General features: G+C 58.8%; 17 protein-coding genes, 1 tRNA gene and 1 pseudogene. 17 read left to right on the forward strand and 2 right to left on the reverse strand.

Features of this window, described 5'->3' with window-relative positions:
- Nucleotides 1–104: 104 nt before the first annotated feature.
- From ACR65W_RS13645 to ACR65W_RS13720, 16 genes are all read left to right on the forward strand, one after another.
- Nucleotides 105–722, forward strand: coding sequence for a phage tail protein (locus tag ACR65W_RS13645; RefSeq protein ID WP_434499407.1), 618 nt, complete (start codon nt 105–107; stop codon nt 720–722).
- Nucleotides 723–877: 155 nt separating this feature from the next.
- Nucleotides 878–1,780, forward strand: a complete 903-nt coding sequence (locus ACR65W_RS13650) for an HNH endonuclease (RefSeq protein ID WP_434499408.1) — start codon at nt 878–880, stop codon at nt 1,778–1,780.
- A 405-nt stretch (nt 1,781–2,185) separates the two neighbouring features.
- Nucleotides 2,186–2,482 carry a hypothetical protein gene (locus tag ACR65W_RS13655; protein ID WP_434499409.1) on the forward strand — a complete coding sequence of 99 codons (297 nt, stop codon included), beginning with the start codon at nt 2,186–2,188 and terminating at the stop codon, nt 2,480–2,482.
- Nucleotides 2,483–2,487: 5 nt separating this feature from the next.
- A complete protein-coding gene (locus ACR65W_RS13660; protein ID WP_434499410.1) occupies nt 2,488–4,260 on the forward strand; it encodes a terminase gpA endonuclease subunit in 1,773 nt (590 codons plus the stop codon).
- Nucleotides 4,261–4,262: 2 nt separating this feature from the next.
- Complete coding sequence (locus ACR65W_RS13665) at nt 4,263–4,646, forward strand: hypothetical protein (RefSeq protein ID WP_434499411.1); 384 nt, start codon at nt 4,263–4,265, stop codon at nt 4,644–4,646.
- Between the two features lie 4 nt (nt 4,647–4,650).
- Complete coding sequence (locus ACR65W_RS13670; protein WP_434499412.1) at nt 4,651–6,291, forward strand: phage portal protein; 1,641 nt, start codon at nt 4,651–4,653, stop codon at nt 6,289–6,291.
- A gap of 89 nt (nt 6,292–6,380) precedes the next feature.
- Nucleotides 6,381–6,605 (forward strand): hypothetical protein, encoded by a 225-nt coding sequence (locus ACR65W_RS13675; protein WP_434499413.1) that lies wholly within the window; start codon nt 6,381–6,383, stop codon nt 6,603–6,605.
- The gene (locus tag ACR65W_RS13680; RefSeq protein ID WP_434499414.1) at nt 6,605–7,336 is read left to right on the forward strand and encodes a hypothetical protein; all 732 of its coding nucleotides are present in this window, start codon (nt 6,605–6,607) and stop codon (nt 7,334–7,336) included. The genes ACR65W_RS13675 and ACR65W_RS13680 overlap by 1 nt, the downstream gene beginning before the upstream one ends.
- A gap of 25 nt (nt 7,337–7,361) precedes the next feature.
- Nucleotides 7,362–7,661: a hypothetical protein gene (locus ACR65W_RS13685; RefSeq protein WP_434499415.1), complete on the forward strand. Its 300-nt coding sequence runs from the start codon at nt 7,362–7,364 to the stop codon at nt 7,659–7,661.
- Between the two features lie 202 nt (nt 7,662–7,863).
- Nucleotides 7,864–10,185 carry a phage tail tape measure protein gene (locus ACR65W_RS13690; RefSeq protein ID WP_434499416.1) on the forward strand — a complete coding sequence of 774 codons (2,322 nt, stop codon included), beginning with the start codon at nt 7,864–7,866 and terminating at the stop codon, nt 10,183–10,185.
- A 385-nt stretch (nt 10,186–10,570) separates the two neighbouring features.
- Complete coding sequence (locus ACR65W_RS13695; protein WP_434499417.1) at nt 10,571–10,780, forward strand: hypothetical protein; 210 nt, start codon at nt 10,571–10,573, stop codon at nt 10,778–10,780.
- A 303-nt stretch (nt 10,781–11,083) separates the two neighbouring features.
- Nucleotides 11,084–11,656: a hypothetical protein gene (locus ACR65W_RS13700; RefSeq protein WP_434499418.1), complete on the forward strand. Its 573-nt coding sequence runs from the start codon at nt 11,084–11,086 to the stop codon at nt 11,654–11,656.
- Between the two features lie 183 nt (nt 11,657–11,839).
- A complete protein-coding gene (locus tag ACR65W_RS13705; RefSeq protein WP_434499419.1) occupies nt 11,840–12,193 on the forward strand; it encodes a hypothetical protein in 354 nt (117 codons plus the stop codon).
- 326 nt (nt 12,194–12,519) lie between these two features.
- On the forward strand, nt 12,520–12,894 hold the full coding sequence (locus ACR65W_RS13710; protein ID WP_434499420.1) for a hypothetical protein: 375 nt from the start codon (nt 12,520–12,522) through the stop codon (nt 12,892–12,894).
- A gap of 182 nt (nt 12,895–13,076) precedes the next feature.
- Nucleotides 13,077–13,427, forward strand: coding sequence for a hypothetical protein (locus ACR65W_RS13715; RefSeq protein ID WP_434499421.1), 351 nt, complete (start codon nt 13,077–13,079; stop codon nt 13,425–13,427).
- Between the two features lie 765 nt (nt 13,428–14,192).
- Nucleotides 14,193–14,750, forward strand: a complete 558-nt coding sequence (locus ACR65W_RS13720; RefSeq protein WP_434499423.1) for a hypothetical protein — start codon at nt 14,193–14,195, stop codon at nt 14,748–14,750.
- A gap of 73 nt (nt 14,751–14,823) precedes the next feature.
- Here the strand turns inward: ACR65W_RS13720 and ACR65W_RS13725 are convergent, their stop codons facing one another.
- Together ACR65W_RS13725 and ACR65W_RS13730 are read right to left on the reverse strand one after the other, a co-directional pair.
- Nucleotides 14,824–16,014, reverse strand: coding sequence for a tyrosine-type recombinase/integrase (locus ACR65W_RS13725; RefSeq protein ID WP_434499424.1), 1,191 nt, complete (start codon nt 16,012–16,014; stop codon nt 14,824–14,826).
- Nucleotides 16,015–16,191: 177 nt separating this feature from the next.
- A tRNA-Leu gene (locus ACR65W_RS13730) sits at nt 16,192–16,276 on the reverse strand.
- 276 nt (nt 16,277–16,552) lie between these two features.
- Between ACR65W_RS13730 and ACR65W_RS13735 the strand changes: the two are divergent.
- Nucleotides 16,553–16,690, forward strand: a pseudogene (locus ACR65W_RS13735) (YqaA family protein); the annotation flags it as partial.

The following is a 16,690-nucleotide window of genomic DNA, read 5'->3' on the forward strand; positions in this document are numbered from 1 at the left end:
CCCTGGAGACAGGATCACCATGAGCCTGTCTGTCGAAACGCAGGCGGGCGTCATGCACGATCGGCGCGTTCTTGTCGCGCCATGTCGAAACGAGAAATAGGACGATGAGCGGAATCTACGTCACGGTCAAAGACACGTTTTCGCCCCTCCTAAAGCAGATCGCGCGCGAGACTCCGCAAGCTCTCGCGGGCGCGACCAATACGGCCACCAAGGCCGCTCGCAAATATACGGTTCCCGTCATTAAGCAAGACGCGAACCTGACCGAGTCCATCACAAAGGAAATCGGTCGGACTCAGCTTGCGTCGCCTGGAAACCTTACGGCGCGCGTCGCGTTTAAACCAGGAAGACACTCCATTCTGAGAACGGGCGGCGCAACGTTTTCGCCTGGACTGAGTTGGAACCGGGGCTCGCTTGCAGCGTCAACGCATCGCCTTTCCGGCGGCGGCAGCGCGAGTCTGAGCGTGTCGAAGACGTTCATTCTTCGCGGCTCGGGCCACGGGAAATTCATGGTTGCCTCCCGAACGGGGAAGGCGCGAAAGGCATTCAAGGTCATATACGCGGCGTCTGCAAAGGCGACGATGCACAACGAAGCGCAGAAGCCCGCGCAGACGTTCATTCAAACAGCGCAGCGGGAGTTGGACCGCGAGGTTTCGAGCGTGCTGCAAACCGTGTTTGACGGCGGCCACGTGTCGGCGGGCGGCCATGGCTCTGAGGGCGAGTGACCTCCTGTTGTGTGGATTTGATAGGCGAGCGTTTTCACGCATCGCGACGCGCCGGGGAAGAAATGTCGGCAACACGTAAGAGAACGCCCGAGCAAGTCGCCACACAAACGAAAGGCGCTCGCGCACGTCGGGCTAGTTGGACAGAGCAGCAATGGGTGAAAGAACGTCTGAGGCGAAAGCTCTATAAGCAGACATTACGCGGTAGGGCCAAGAAAAAGGCCGACGATCATAAGCGGCGAAGCGCGGCCATCTATGAGTCATCGTTTTATGCAGATGCGGTCGCCGAGTTGCACAGAACGGCGACCGAATGTTTCTATTGTGGAGCGCCGATAGATGCGACCACCTTGCACGTTGAGCACATTGTGCCGCTCGCGCGCGGAGGGGTTAACGCTCGCATCAATATTGCGCCCTCATGTCCGACCTGCAATCTCGCCAAACACGCGAACCTGCCCACTGATAAATGGGGCGCCAAGATATTAGACCGCGTGTTTGACGCGGAGCTTGCGGCGGAAGAATTCTGCCGTCGCGCTCGGGCGTTAGGCGATGATCCTGCGAAAGTGCTTCGCTTCAATCTTCGCGAGCAACGCGCCGAAGAAAGGCGTTGGGCGCGCATGGCGAAACGGCAGGTTGCACAAGAACGCCGCGCGATTGCTGACGGCTTCCTGCAACATTTGCATTCCCGATTGCGAACGATCGCGAAGACACGGCGACAGTCGTTGCGGCAGTTGCGGGGGACGGGGGGTAGGCTCGGCGTTCCGGGTCTGCGATATACAGCGCACGGCGGGTTCGCATGGCAACGGCAATATGCCGGCGAGTATGTGTTTATATATCTCGCCGACAGTCTCACACCACTGAGCGAAGGTCGGATATTGGCGCACCTCTGCAACGCACGCTTTCTGGCAGGCGACACGTTTGCGGAGATTGCGTTGATAGCGGAGCTTGCACGTGACGACCCGCGCAGGGTCGCTGTTGCGTTAGGTGTGCCCCTCTTTGAAAGCCTAGGAAAACAAACGGCTTTTGGGACCCCTCAACCAAACACGGCCATATCGACACGTTAATAGGTTCTCCGCCGACCTTATAACGTCGCGCCTCGGGGACGCGGCCGCGACAAAAACATTGAAAACACACACCTTTTCTAGTGTCCGGCCGTCAGAGCGATAGACAAAACCAATCAATCTCAGCCGCAATTTCCAACGTGAGGCAAGCAATTGGACGAAGAACTTGCGGTTGCCGAGCTTGGCGAGCGCGCGAACATAACGGCCATTTCCGACTATGCGAGCATGTCTCGCGGGCGCGTCGCAGAATTATTGAAAGTCTCTAAAATTCGCGCCGACAAGAATCGCCTGTATCCGGTCGCCGACGCCATTACCGCGCTTGTCGCTTTCAGCGACGCAGGCATTTCAATTGGAAAGCAGATTGGCGCCGACGCGCCGTCGACTCCTTCCGACGTTGGCGAGCGAAACATGCACCTCGCCGCGCTCGCTTCCGCACGCGCGGCTAGCGAGCAAGCGCGCGCCAGAAAACTGTTGCTTGAGTGCGAAACGAAAGAGCGGAGGTTGGTTGAACGCGAAGCCGTCACCAAAGCCGCGCTCGAATTTGCGATGCATATCAGGAACGGATTGCTCGGATTCCCCGCTCGCGTTGCTCACAAACTTGTCGGCGCCGCAGACGCGGAAGCAATCGAGCGCGTCTTAGATGACGCTATCCGCGAAGAGTTGGCCGCGCTGTCAGACATCGATCTTTTTGCATTAAACGACTGAGCCCCATGACATCTATGAATGATGCATCCGCGATTTTCGTGGCGATGCTGCGCACGCTCGCGCCGCCGCCTGCCATCAAGCCGAGCGAATGGGCCGAACAGAACCTTGTCCTACCAAGAGAGTCGAATGCCCGCCCCGGTAAGCTCCGCCTAACCAATCTCCAAAAGCAAATCGTCGACGCCGCAGCCGAGCCCGGAACACGCGAGCTGATCTTGATGACAAGCGCGCAAATCGGCAAGACGACGGCGATACATGCGATTCTAGGTCATGCGATATGTGGCGAAGGCGGGCCTCTTTTGAATGTCCGCCCGGATGAAAATGACGTTTCGAGCTACTGCAAAGAAACACTCGATCCGCTCATAGCTGCATCCCCGGCATTACGACAAGCCATTTCGCATTCGAACGCGAACTTAAAAACGTTTGCCGGCGGCAGTCTCGCGCTCGCGTCATCCTACAAGGCTCCGCAATTATCAGGCAAAGCTATCAGGTTCGGCATTATTGACGAACTCGACAGATGCGCCGCCGTTACGAGCAATGGGGAAGGGCGGCCCGAGGACCTTGTTCGTCGCCGCTTGCATACCTTTAGACGGTCACTATTGTTGCTCGCCAGCACGCCGACGTTCGCCGCAACCTCGCGCATTGCGTCGAATTACGAGCGTGGCGATAAGCGGCTTTTCTTCGTCAAATGCGAGCACTGCGGCGACGAAGCGCCGATTACACAAGATCGTCTGCATTTCGAATCCGGGCAACCGGATGGCGCTCGGCTTCTATGCGAGGGGTGCGGGGCTCTCGCGGACGAGGCCGAGCGCTTGCGGATGGTCGCAACCGGCGAGTTTCGTTCTACCGCGCAAGGTGAGCCCGGCGTTGTATCAATTTCCGCAAACGAATTGTGCAGCGAGTTTTCATCACTCGCGAAGGTCGCCGCTCAAGTCGATAGCGCCAAATCGCTGGAGCAAAAGAAAACCGTCGTCAACTTGTGTTGGGGCCTTCCGTTCGAAGCCTCAAGCGAAGTCGAAAACAATGCGTCGGAATTGCAGAGCCGAGCCGAGCCAATCGAGGCGCCATACGATTCCGCATTCGACTTTATCACCTGCGGCGTTGATATTCAGGCAAGCCGTATCGAGGCCCAGTTTGTCGCTAGCAAGGCCGATGGCACGGCCCGCGCCGTCCTAGATCACGTGATCTTACACGGCGACACTACGGGGCCGGCGCCATGGGCGGACCTTGACGCATTGATGGCGCGCCAATTTCGAATGCGTGACGGTCGCAACCTAACATCGTCTGTAACCTTTATCGATGGTGGCTTTCAAACGGAAACGGTTGCGCGCTTCGTCATGAAGCAACGCGCGAAAGGCCGCCGCACGCATATCGTTTTCGGCCGCGCCGGTTTTGACCGCGTTGCGGTGAAGGAAGGTGCGAAAGTGAAGGGCTTGCTGCGAGGGCTAATCCTTGGAGTCGATAACATCAAATTGAATGTTGCGAAGAGCCTTCAATCTGGCGGAATCAAATTACCTTCGCATCTCGACGCGGACTTTTTCGATCAAATGGCCTCAGAAAGACTTGCCGTTCGTTACGTCAAAGGATTTCCGCGCACACATTGGGAAAAAGACGCGGATGCGCGCAACGAGGCGTTTGACGCGCTCGTATATGCGACCGCCGCGGCGTCTCTTGTCAACGGCCGCGCTTCCCGAGCGGATGACAAGGCCAAACCTCGATCTACTGCCGATATCGTGAGCCGGTTAGCCGCGCTCAACTCCAATTATCGAAAGGCCGCGTAACTATGACCATTAAGCCGAAAATTGCTTCGTCCGCCAAATCGTTGGATGAAGCCATCTGCGAGACGAGAGCCGAAGAGCGCTTTCGAATCGCCGATGTGTTTGCTAGCCCGATCGCAAATGGTCGCGAACAGTTAGCGGTAAAGCTCATTACGACAACGCCGTTGTCAGCAAAAGCGATCTTAGGCATTCTCGGCGACGTTCCCAAGGTGGGCGCCACCAACTTCTTCGCCGCGATGGCCCAAGAGGGCAGCGTTGGAATTTCCAGTCCGATCGCCGCCGCGACCAATGACGACCCGAAAAGTGCGCGGCTCAGCGAGTTAAAGCAGACTGCGACACAGCACGCCGTTGCGCGCGGGTATGTTTCGGCCGAAAAGCTGAAGGCGTAAGCGAATGCAGATTGATCTAGTGCGAGAGGCCATCGCGCCGCCCGGCGCGCCGGCCGCCGTTTCCTTTGACGCCAAGCCGCAAGCCGGGTTCCAGGACTCAAACGTCGGCAATGAGCGCCGCCTTGCGTGGGCCGTGTCTTCGCAGGGCTCGGGGCAGTTCTTTGGAGGCGGCTATTGGACCGCGCAAGCCTTTGGCGGGCGCTATGCGAAGGAGTCGCTTCAGGCTTCCCGCGTCGCGAATGACATGGCGACCTCTAACAGCGTCGTCGCCACGATCCTGACAACGGGCGTCACCCAGGTTGTGGGGCAGGGGCTTTCTCTGTCATCGAAAATTCGCGGCGCCGATCTTGGGATTAGCGACCAGGAAGCCAGCCAACTGTCTTCGCAAATCGAGCAAGCATGGGCCGATTACATCTCGGAACCGCGCGAGGTGGACTCGACCGGCCGCTATAACCTGCATTCGTTGGCAGCGGGCGGATATCTGAGCTTCTTAAAGGCCGGCGCCCTTTTGGCGATTCTCGACTGGCAGCCGCGCGCGGATACGCAATACGCGAGCCGCGTGACGCTCCTAGACCCAGATCAAATTGCGAAAGACTACCATCGCAGCGACGAAGGCGGCTTGTCCTTTGTGGCGGGCGTTGGTTTCGACAAAGGCGGCCGATTTACCGCGCTCGCCTTGCGTGACGCGCCAATGGGGCAGCCGAACGTATCGAACAATGTGCGCATCGTGCGCGCATATAATTCGATCGGCCGTCGCCAGATCGTTTGGCTTCAGGAAAACACAGACCCGCGCGGCGTGCATTCCGTGAGCCCCATTGTCGGCGCTTTGACGCCTGCGAAGGAAGAGGCGAGTCTTCAGGAACTCACGCTGGACAAGCATATGACGCATGCCGGAGCGACGCTCGCTATAGAGACGGACGTTCCGACCAAAACGGCATTCGACGCCCTGTCTGCGAACGAAGCGCCGGCCGGCGGGCTGCTTTCCGACACCGAGTTGGCGGCCTTCCTTGACCGTAAGGAAGCGTTTTGGGGCGCATCGGGCCGCAATCGGGTCCCGCTGCGCGGAGCCTCGCTATATCACCTTCTCCCAAACGAGAAGCTGCATCTTTTGCAGAGCCAAGGCGACAGCACCTTTGCCGACTTCTCCAAGGCGCTGGTCCGACGCGCTGCGCGAGCGGCGGGCGAAGCAGCGCCCGTGATCGATGGCGACTTTTCCGAGGTGAATTTTAGCGCTGCCAAGATGGCTTTGGAGCCGGCATGGCGTCTCGCGCAGGTGCGCCGCAAGTTCATCGTCGAAGAGTTTTACGCCGCTGTCTTCCGCAATTGGCTTCAGGAAGCCGTGCATCGTGGCGTCATCGAACTTCCGCCCCACGTCGATTTTGACACGCATTCGAAAGCCATCACGCGAGCGAAGTGGACGGGCTCCGGGCCTATTCAGCCGGATATCGGCAAGGCCCGCAAGGCGCAGATCGAAGCTATGAGCGCCGGCTTGATCACAATCAGCGACGTGTTGGCTGAGAACGGCGGAGGCGACTTTGAGCAACACGTCTCGGCTTTGGCGAGCGAGCGTGAATACCTCGCACAGTTTGGCTTGACGCATCCGGCGTTTAGCGCGGGCAAGGGCGAAAAGGTGAAAGCAGCATGACGAATCCGCCGTTCAATCGAACGCCCCTAAATCAAGGCTGCTACCCGGCTCCGAACGCGCCGCCGTCTGAGGTTCACGACCCCTGTGCGATGTTGCCGAGACTCAGGGCCGCCTATTACGCGCTCCTGGCAGGCGCGCAGTCTCAGGAAGTGCGACACGGCGAGCACTGGCAGCGCTGGCACAGAGGCGAGGCGAAAATGCTCAAGCAGGAAATCGACCGGCTATCGGCCATCTGCCCGCAATCGCAAGGCGGCGCGGGCGGTCGATACGCCACGACAATGGGCGGGCGCGGTTTCAACCATTGGGGCTATTGATGGAGCATACACAGTTCTTTTGGCCTCTTATTGGCGGCAAGGCGCTGACTGAAGCCGGACGCGAATTGGTTTCGATCGAAGATGCTTTGGCGAGCGGCCTTCACTGTGCGTCTGAGGCCATGCTTGCCAGGGAACGCGAAGCAGAGATCGAGGGTCGCGGCGACGTTGCGTCGGAAGCCGCGCAACACGGGTTTTGCCTCGATTACGAGTATGCAGGGCCGCGGCGTCCTGTGCGAAAACCAAAAGCCGCAAAGTTCGATAAGCCCCATTCCACCACGCCTTCGCCGTCGCCCGAGCCGGAGCAACCCTTGTCGCCATACGCGGCGGCCATCCTGGCGCTTGACGAAGCACGCGTGCGGCCGGCGGCTGCGCGCACCTTACTTCGCATGCATCAAGACGAGTCGACGCTTTCCATTCCCGATGCCGCGGCGTTGCTCGCGGCGCTCCCTTTCGAAACCCGTGAACCTATCGAGGCCCCTACCATGTCATATTCTAATCCCGTTGAAGACGCGAAAGCGCATGCGATCCTGGTCCGCGCGACCGAGCTTCGCCAGCAAGGTCTATCGTTGCGCGCCGCTCGCGGCGACGCCGAAGCGCGCGCCGAGGCGCTGCGTCTCGATACCGCGCTGCGCATGTCTCGCACGCGCGGCACGAACATTGTCGCCGAACTGACCAACGCGGGCGCCAACGTTGCGCCGATCGCTGAGCAGGCGCGCCGCGTCGCCGCTTAATCCTAAATATTGGAGTTTATGACTTATGGCTAAATCCAAATCGATTTCCCTCGGCGCCGTTCTCGACACGCATAAGGGTCCGCTCAAAGAGCTTGTTCTGAACGAACCTCGCGCGCGAACCTTCCGCAAGGGCGAGCCGTTCAAGATACGCTCCGGCGGTGAGATTGAATGGAACAACGATATTGTATTGGCGTTCCTTCAGGACATGACCGGGCACGATTCCATCGTGCTTGACGACCTCAGCGCCGCGGACTTTCTCAAAGCTCGCAACGGGCTCTTGGAATTGCTTGTTGCGGAGATCGGCAGCGACCCTTTGGAGGTTTAATCCCGCGCATCATGAGCACGCTCGCGCTGGATTTGCATTGGCCGCCGTCTGAAATCGACAACCTCTCTTTGAGCGAACTGCTTTGGTGGGCGTCGAACCTCTCAAAGCTCGTTAAGGATCGTGAACGCGAGCGCGCTGCATAGGCGCGCTCGTTTCATTTTTCACGCATGAATAATCGCCCCATGGGGCCGGAGTTTTCGCAATGGCTAAAGGTCCGAGCATTACTGCTGAAATTTCCGTAATCGACAAGGCCACGGCAACCCTTCAGCGCATGGCCGGCGATATCGACAAGCTGGCGCGCAAATATGAGCGTATCAGCGGAGGCCATCTGACCGGCGGCGGAATGGCGACGCATTTCGACGCGGCGACCAAGGCCACAAACACATGGGGCCGTTCGCTTAACGCCACGCTCGCCACGATGAAAAATCTGGCAGGGCTCGCGGCTGGACTCGCCGCCGTCAAACTCCCGCACGTCGCCGCTGAAGCCGTGCGACACTATCTGCCGCTAGATCGCGAGCTATCGACCATGCGAGCGGTCGGAGGGTTCGATAACGCCGCTATGTCGCTGATGGCGCAACAGCAACGTGACCTTGCGCGGGTTTACGGCCAATCGCCCGAGCACATCGCACACGCGCAGAATGAAATGGTGAAGCGCCATTTCGACGCCGCGACGACGCAGGCGTTTATCGAAAAGTCTGCCGTGCTCGCCCAGGCGCTCGGAACGGACGTGGGGCGCGCCACAACCGCGCTCGAAGGCGTGATCTTTGGCTATGGCGAACACGTCAAGAGCGCCGCCGACGCCGCACGTCTAGGCCAGCGATACGCCGACATATCATCGATCATGGCGAAGCGCGGCGCCATGTCGATTGAAGATATCGAAGGCTACTGGAAATACGCCGCGGCCGGAGCGCGGGCCGCAGGCCTGTCGCCCGAGCAAGCCGCCGCGCTCGGAATGACCCTTAAACGTGAGAACTTCGCGGGCGAAGAGGCCGGCGTCTTCACGCGCCAGCTTGCCGCACGGCTTATGATGCCTACCCGAGAGGGTAAAATGGCGCTCGCCGCGGCCGGGATTGACCTTAGCAAGTTCATCGATCCGACCCGCCGCGACGCGAGCGCGCTCAATATCGCGCTCGGGGAGAACATCGGAAAGACATTGGGGCCAGCCGCGACCAAAGCCCTGCAATCCGCGCTTGATAGCGGGAAGATCGCGGACGCGCGCGGGTTCGCGCAGTCCGTCATTCGCTACTTCGAAGGCGACCACGGCCGTCAGCGCGCCAAAGACACGAACGCTTTGGCGAAGCAGGCAACCGATTTTTGGAAGGTCTCGCAAGGCAAAGTTGACGGCTCCGCCTTGTGGAATTCGATCGTAACGAAAATGTCGCCCCAAGAGGCGATGGCGTTCTTGGGCGTCAAGCAAGGCTCCAAAGCCGCTTCGATCCTGTCGCAACTTTCGCAGTTGCGCGAGTATGAGTCCGGCTTGGCCAGCGGCTCTGGCATTACGCAGAAGATCGCAGGCGAGCAACAGACCTCCCTTGCCTCGGCGTTCGATCGGCTCAAGGCGACGGTCGAAGACACTTCGAACTCATTCGTCAAAGCGAACGAAGGCGTTTTGAAGTTCGTCGCCGGAGCGGCGCAGAGCATTGCGAAGTGGTTTGGCGACGCGGACGAAGGCACAAAGCGCGCCTGGACGGCCGCAGGCGGCGGCGCGGCGCTCGCCGGCGGAGCGTTCGGCGTCAAATCTCTTATCGACCTCTTCAAGGGCAACTTCGGCCTCACGGCCGCCGCCACACAGCTTGAAGGCGCCGCCGCGGCCCTCACGCGGGCGGCTGGCGTTATGTCCGGCTCGAAGCTCCCCGGAGGCGAGGCCCCCGGAGCGGTCGCCGCAGTCGGCGCTGCAAAGAAATCACCATGGGGCGCGCTCGGCGAGATGGCGCTGCTCTACAGCGGGATGCAACTCTATAAGGAGAAAACCGCCGAGTGGTTCGGATGGACCGATGCGAAGCGCCGGCAATGGGACGCGCAGATTAACGAGCGCGCCTGGAATGAAATCAAACGCTATCTGCCGAGCGGCCGGAGCACGGCGGACCTTTCCAACAATCTGCCGGCCTATGACGCCGATCGCCTAAGCGCTGCGCGCTCGGCGCGGGAAGGCGCATTGTCGCGCTTCTCTGGCCTTGAGTCGCTGCGGAGCGCGGCGCGTGACGGTGCGCGTGAGGGCTCACTGTCTGCGCTCTTTACCGGCAAAGATAACGCGCTCGCGCATTCGTTCGCGGCGGGCGGCGCGGCTTCGCAGCCCCAACAAGTGGACGTTGAAGGCAACGTGCGAGGCGCGGTCGATATCCATCAGTCTTTGCGTATCGATCCGTCGCCGTTGTTCATGGCGAAAATGTCGGAAGCGCAACACGCGGTCGCGCAGGTTCAAGGCAGCATAATGAAGCTCGGGCGCACTATGACCGGCGGCGGCAACGCGCCAACGCGCGGCGGAAGCGTCTTGGCTCCGGCACCCGCGCCATTGAAGCTATAACGGGAGTGGGGCCAATGAGCTTCGTCAACTCTAACTGGCGCGCCGGCATGGCGCGCGTCTCACAATCGATAAACGCCGCGTTCGGCGAGCAACTGACGTTAATTCCCTGCCACGCGCGGCCGAACTACCCGGCCGAGCCATATCCCGACAAGGCCATAATGTTGTGCGGCGTGATCGCACAACGATCGCACGTCGGATTTCAGATGGCCGGCAACGCGCTTCACGCGAGAGTGGAAACCGCTCCGCTCTGCGCCAGCTTCGCGCGCCTCGATTTGCCGTTCGCGATAAACCACGGCGACAGGATCGTTCGTCGCTGCGATGGCCAAATGTATGAAGTCGCGAGCGTGAGCGACGACGGCGTTTCGCGCGTAGAATGCGAGCTTAAGTGCTTGGGGGTTCCGCAGCCATGACGATCGGCGAATTACCTCTTGCCGCGCAGATCGGCGTTGCGATCGTGACGGCGTTCGCGTGGTTCGCGGCGACATGTTTCGTCTATGGCGTCTATCTCGGCGCTCGCGACGTGATTGCCTACATGCGCACGCCGCGCCATCTGCGCACGGATCGATTTCCAGAAATTTCCAAGTTTCACGAATAGCCGGGCAAGACTCCACGTCGCGCTTGACGGCGAACCTATGGGTGGAGCCCGGCGCGCTGCAAACGAGCGCAGACAAATCCGCCCATAGGGTCAAGCAAAATCTCCTGAGTAGGTGGGGAGCGCCGCTAGCCGAAAGGTTGGCGGCGCTTTTTTCGTCTCTAGTCTTTGTCGTGTGAATGTTGCGACATGTAGAAATAGACACTATACATCGTATGACAGATTTAAGCGTTGACTCGTCTATATGAATACACTACTAAGCTTCAGGCCGTCACGGAATGGTGAGCCGGAAAGGAGGACAAGCGGATGACTGCGCTCAATTTCGTCGAGCTAAAAAATAAGCGCTTACAGGATTATCAGGCGCTCGCCGCAACAGGCGCCGATGAAGGCGCGTTAGATGCTCTTGGCTCATACCTGAGTCTTTTTAGCTCCAAGGCGCGGCCGGAAGAGTTTTTGATATTAGAGCCGCACATGAGGCTGAACTTTTTCTGGCGCGCATTGGCAGCGGAATGGAGCGGTTTCGACAGAATACCGCATCTGCTTTTCGAGGATGTCTTATGCCGACGCCGACAATGCTGGCGTGCAGATCACTTGGGATCAAACGACGCCGCCGCGTATAATAACCTGCCACAAGAATTGAATATTTTTCGCGGGCAGTCGTCCGGTCCTATCGGGCTCTCTTGGACGACGGATTTCACTGTGGCGGAGGGTTTCGCTCGCGGTCATCGTGGAATCCGCTTGGCGAATCCCGTCGTTGTTGCCGCAACCGCGCATAAGGACGATGTGGCGCTGGTTCAAACAGAGCGTGGAGAAAACGAGATAGTTCTATTCTCAGCAAAATGCGCGCGACGACCAACCACACTCAATCTCACGCCGTAAGCTTCAGAGACCGGCGGTCAATGAGCAAACCTCGCAAGACAACATCCGCACATGTCGCGCCGATAGATCGGGCAGTGGTCATGCGTGGCGCGTGGCCAAGGATCGTCGCGAGCTTGCCGCTCGCCAATCACAAACCTTGGCGAGGGCCGCCTGAATTTCTCTCAAACGTTAGGAGCCAACCCGATGACGGATACGCCTACACGCCCCACTATTGAGCCGGCCGTTGACGAAGCGATTGTCGCAAATCGAATGTTCGCCGCCGCGTTTGAATGCGCGGTTTACGAGCGGTTGGCGCCCTTCGCGCGGCGCGCGCTTGAAGCGGCGATGAATGCCGACGATGACGGCGCGGCGCATCCCTTGGCGGAAATCGTGCACAAGCATCGGCGCAACTCATGGGCTATTATGGACGGCGCTTTCAAGGTCGACGCCGATCGGTCATTCAATGACTGCGCCCAAGCCGCTGCGCTGGAAATCAAGGCTGCGATCGGGGATGACGAAGATGGCGTTCGGCCGCCCCGCGCGGCGAAAGAGGATTGATCGCAACGACAAAGGCGTATGTCGGATAAGTTGGGGAAAAATAACGCGAATTAGAGCCATGCCGTTGACTTGAAAGCGCAGACAGAGCAATATTGTTGTGTTGAGCGATACGAATTTCCCCTGGCATAGGCCTCGCCCTCACAGGCGAGGCCTTTTCTCGGTTGACGCTCGCGACCTGATTGGCGGCGAGTCCGCGCTAACGGTCCTGCAATGCCGGTGGGGATTTTACATAAGCTTGTCTCGCCGCTCGGTATAAGCTACAAAGGTTTTCTGGATAATTGTTTCAAGCGCCGACATTGCGTCGCGCCCCCACATGGGAGCGCATTATGCGTCCAATTTCACTTCCGCCGAATCACGAAGCCGTCGAGCAATTCGAGGACGCGGCGAGAAAGCTCCGGGAACGCTTCAGGTCATCGGTTGCGGAAGCATTGCCCGGTTTTGCGCGCCAATTGTTCGAACGAGAATGGCAAGAGGCGGCCGATCTAACGAGCATTGAGTCCGTTCCGCCGTTGGCACTCGCGTATCTAATTAGTTGCGAGCGATGCGTGCAGGATTTGCTCAATCGGGATTACGGCGGCGTTGCGAGCACACACTTTGATAAATGTGTCAGCGAAGCTGCCAATGCTATCCGTGCGAAGGTGATCGTCTCATGTAGCTATGAGGGCGACGCCATTAGAATTCCGACGAAACGCACGGCATAGCGGTGCGGCGAGTCGCATTGTCTGATCGTCGATAATGCCGCCACGTAAACGAGGCTCCCCTTGTGTGCGTGTTCGCGGTGCGCTGCATCGCAAGAACGAAAGTCGCGCCCCAAATCGTTAACGCCATATGTGCGATCACCAATTTATGCTAACACCTCAATGGTTTACTTTTGCGGCAGAGGGTGACGCCGACGCGTATTGTTCTGATCGATAAGAAAAATCACGTTCGCGCGGATACGGCCGCCATGGCATTGGACTCGCGAGAGTGGGCGGAGATTGCCGCCAAAGGCCAAAGCAACCGGGTCACATTCGCTATTCGCGCTGCGAAATTGTTGGACGAGCGCCACGGTAGAGCGTGCCGCGCATATGGTTTTACGCCTTTCGCGACCGCGGACACCGACGGATATTTCGTCTTTGATTGCGACACGCCGAGCGCGCCGCCTTTGATCTTTGAGGGACATAGCGACCCGCGCGCGACCGCCGAGGTTATGATGGCATGTTTTTACGTGGGCTATGTCCGTCGCCACCATTGATCGGCTGACCTATTATCGCAAGCCGCGTCACCGCTTCCCATCAAGCTTCCGCTCCAATTTCAGCAACAGCGCCTGAAGCTCGGCTGGCAACGGCTCGGCGGTCGTTTTCGCGAGCTTAGTCCGAAGCTCGTTGCCGATTTGTTTGAGACAGGCGAAGGGTAGTTCCGGATGAGGTTCGCGGCCGAGCGGGTTCGTTCTTCGGTTTTGTTCTGTCATGGTATTCGCGCCCCAGGCGACAACCCTCCGGCGACGGTTTTGTTCCGCATGAGCTTAAACGGCTGCACTTGTGGGACTCAAGCGCAGCTGTGGCGGCTACGGCGAAACAGGGGCTGAGGTTCACGAACCTGTCGTCTGTGCGTTGAAGCCGCGCTCGCGCCTACCAACGGCCCCAATGAGGGCGATGTTGCCAACGGCCGTTCTGGTAGCGCCAATATTGACCGCCATCCGGGGAAGCTCGGCTATCCCAATGGCCCTCCCGGCACCTGCCAGTGTCGCTGTGGCGATAGATGCAGGTCTGACCGAAGGCCATTCCGGGAAGAGTTAAGGCCGCGGGCGCCTTGGCTTTGCAGATCGGCGATGGTGGGCGGGGTGGGGCGCATGGGGCTCAATTAGCAGCCCCAAAAATTGTTGCAGTGGCCTTCTGTTGAAAAGTGTAACCCTCCCCTTTATGCAAACGGAAACTATCCGCAAAGATATTGCCATTAGCAGCTGATTCGTCACTGTCCAGACCGGAAAACAAGTGGATTTTCTCAGCGAGGAAATGCGATGGGAGATACATCTGAAATTATAGTTTGGCATGAGCACGAGCTAAAGGTGCGAGAACTTTACGCAAAACACATCTTAGAAACACAACGCCTTTCTATTGAGTTCTCAAAACTAATCGTCACGAATTTGGTCTGGATAAACGCCGCCGGCCTCGGCTCACTTCCGGTTGTTGCGTCCTTCATAGGTATTGCAACCTTGCCCTGGGCGCAGAAATTTTCGCTATTGATAGCGCCTATCATCGGTTTTGCTGTCGGGCTTTTTAGCGCGCTCTTTTGCGCATTGGCAATATACTTCAACTATATGCACCATGCGACGTTTTATTCACATAGTTGTGATTCTGAAATAAGCGCCATTAGGACCATTCATCCTTTATATTCTGAGATGACTGAATTCCGGCAAAATGTAGATAAGGCGCGCGCGGAATGTATTCGCAATGGAAGTAAGTCTGAGCTTTTCGTAAACACGACATATTATGTTTCCCATTTGCTCGGATGGATGTCGGCAATAAGTTTTGTTGTGGCATGTTACTATCTGCTAAAGATAACGCCGTCGTCGTAAGCCATTGCCGCGAGAGTGTCGGCATTGCCGATCGAATGTGCCAAGGCCGTTTCGACGCGATTATCGGCAGGCTCTAAACCGTTTCCGAATCACAATACGCGCCCCAAGCGTCCATCAAATCCCGGCGGCGATCAAAGAAGCTCGTTCGCCTGTATGCCCTCTCGACGGCGTTCCCCACCTGATGCGCAAGGGCGGCCTCGCAAATCTCGGGCTGGAAGTCTGTCGTCTCTGCGGCCCAATCCCGAAACGATGAGCGGAAGCCATGGACGGTCACGCCTGTGACCTTCATGCGTCGCAGCAACGTCAACAGCGCCATGTTCGATAACGGTTGACCGAGCCGCGCGCCCGGAAACACATAGTCGGAATTCGCTAGCCGGAATTGCGCAGCGGCTTTGAGCGCGGCGACCGCTTCACGCGATAGCGGCACTTTGTGTTCTTTGCCGGCTTTCATGCGCGGCTTAGGAATGGTCCAGACCTTCCCTTTCAAATCGATTTCATCCCACCGGGCGCCGAGCGCCTCGCTCGTCCGGCAAGCCGTTAGGATGACGACGCGCAGCGCGACCGCGGACAAATCCTTTAGATCGTCCAGCCGAGCCATGAACGCAGGAACGTCCTGCCAGCGCATAGCAGGATGATGGGCCGCACCGCCGTTTGGCTTCGCCATCACAGCGTCAACAAGGCGCTCCGCCGCTGGATTGTCGCCCGTGCGCCAACCGTGCGCCTTGGCGTAAGTCAGAACGGCCTCGATTTGCCGACGCAGGCGCCGGCCCGTCTCCGGCTTCGCCATGCGCACCGGCTCTAACGCCTCTTTGACGTGCTGCAATTCAACATCGCCGATCGGCAGAGCGCCCATGATCGGGAAGGCATACGTCTTCAGAGTGTGATTCCAGATGTAGGCCGTCTTTGGCGACCGCCACTCGCCTTGTTTGGCGGCGATGCATGACAGTGTGGCCTTTTCGAATGTGATGGCTCCGGCCGTCTCGCGCGCTGCTTGGGCGTCGGCGCGTCTCTTCTGATGGATTGGGTCGCGACCACCGGCGCGCACCTCGCGCGCTTCGCTCGCCTTCTCTCGCGCCTTGGCGAGCGACACCGCAGGGAAGGGGCCGAGCCCCATGAACTTAGGTTTGCCGGCGACCTTGTATCGAAAAATCCAAGAGCGGGTGCCGGATGGTTTCACCTGCAAGTAGAGCCCGCCGCCGTCGAGATATCGGCCCGGCGCCAACGCGCCTTTGGCTTTCGCAGCCGACAGTTTCTCTCCCGCCACGTCGTTCTGGCCCCACCCTCGAAGATTCGCTAGGCCCCACCTTAGACCCCACCTGAGAGGCGAGAAAGGATGAAATGGAGTGAAAGGGTTCGATCGGTCGGAAGCCCGGTAACAGCCTGAAAACCAATAAAAAAGCGCTCGAATTGAGCGCTTCTGAAATCGTCTGAATTGTTTGGGTGGTGCCCCTGGCCGGAGTCGAACCAGCACTCCTTGCGGAACTCGATTTTGAGTCGAGCGCGTCTACCAATTCCGCCATAGGGGCTCAGGCCGGGCGGCCTGGATGGGCGCGGACTATACGGTTGGAGGCCTGTTCGTCAACTGGCCAATTCCCGGTATCCGGCCTTCGCTCGCCCCCCCAGCCTCCGATTTCGTGAAGCTACGGCCATTGTGCGGCGCGGAAAATCTTTCTAGACAAGCTGCGCATTGAAGCGCGTCGCGGCTGGAGACATTCATGTGGCGCGCTTTTGGTCTTTGTTTGTGCATGTCGTTGTCCCAAAAACCGCTGCGCATTTTTGGACGACATACATTAGGGGTGCCGATGCTTCGGGGACTTTACGACTGGACCTTGTCGCTGGCGGCAAGGAAATCCGCCGAATGGTGGCTGGCGATCATCGCTTTCGTCGAAAGCTCGGTGTTCCTGGTGCCGGCCGACGTGCTCTATCTGCCGATGGCGCTG

Origin of the sequence: Methylocystis sp. (assembly GCF_051062815.1) — a bacterium.
Lineage (GTDB): Bacteria > Pseudomonadota > Alphaproteobacteria > Rhizobiales > Beijerinckiaceae > Methylocystis.

Coding starts and splice junctions, on each gene's coding strand:
- ACR65W_RS13670 (WP_434499412.1), top strand. CDS start 4,651: ATGCAGATTGATCTAGTGCGAGAGGCCATCGCGCCGCCCGGCGCGCCG.
- ACR65W_RS13675 (WP_434499413.1), top strand. CDS start 6,381: ATGTTGCCGAGACTCAGGGCCGCCTATTACGCGCTCCTGGCAGGCGCG.
- ACR65W_RS13700 (WP_434499418.1), top strand. CDS start 11,084: ATGACTGCGCTCAATTTCGTCGAGCTAAAAAATAAGCGCTTACAGGAT.
- ACR65W_RS13685 (WP_434499415.1), top strand. CDS start 7,362: ATGGCTAAATCCAAATCGATTTCCCTCGGCGCCGTTCTCGACACGCAT.
- ACR65W_RS13655 (WP_434499409.1), top strand. CDS start 2,186: ATGCACCTCGCCGCGCTCGCTTCCGCACGCGCGGCTAGCGAGCAAGCG.
- ACR65W_RS13710 (WP_434499420.1), top strand. CDS start 12,520: ATGCGTCCAATTTCACTTCCGCCGAATCACGAAGCCGTCGAGCAATTC.
- ACR65W_RS13660 (WP_434499410.1), top strand. CDS start 2,488: ATGACATCTATGAATGATGCATCCGCGATTTTCGTGGCGATGCTGCGC.
- ACR65W_RS13680 (WP_434499414.1), top strand. CDS start 6,605: ATGGAGCATACACAGTTCTTTTGGCCTCTTATTGGCGGCAAGGCGCTG.
- ACR65W_RS13665 (WP_434499411.1), top strand. CDS start 4,263: ATGACCATTAAGCCGAAAATTGCTTCGTCCGCCAAATCGTTGGATGAA.
- ACR65W_RS13705 (WP_434499419.1), top strand. CDS start 11,840: ATGACGGATACGCCTACACGCCCCACTATTGAGCCGGCCGTTGACGAA.
- ACR65W_RS13690 (WP_434499416.1), top strand. CDS start 7,864: ATGGCTAAAGGTCCGAGCATTACTGCTGAAATTTCCGTAATCGACAAG.
- ACR65W_RS13645 (WP_434499407.1), top strand. CDS start 105: ATGAGCGGAATCTACGTCACGGTCAAAGACACGTTTTCGCCCCTCCTA.
- ACR65W_RS13720 (WP_434499423.1), top strand. CDS start 14,193: ATGGGAGATACATCTGAAATTATAGTTTGGCATGAGCACGAGCTAAAG.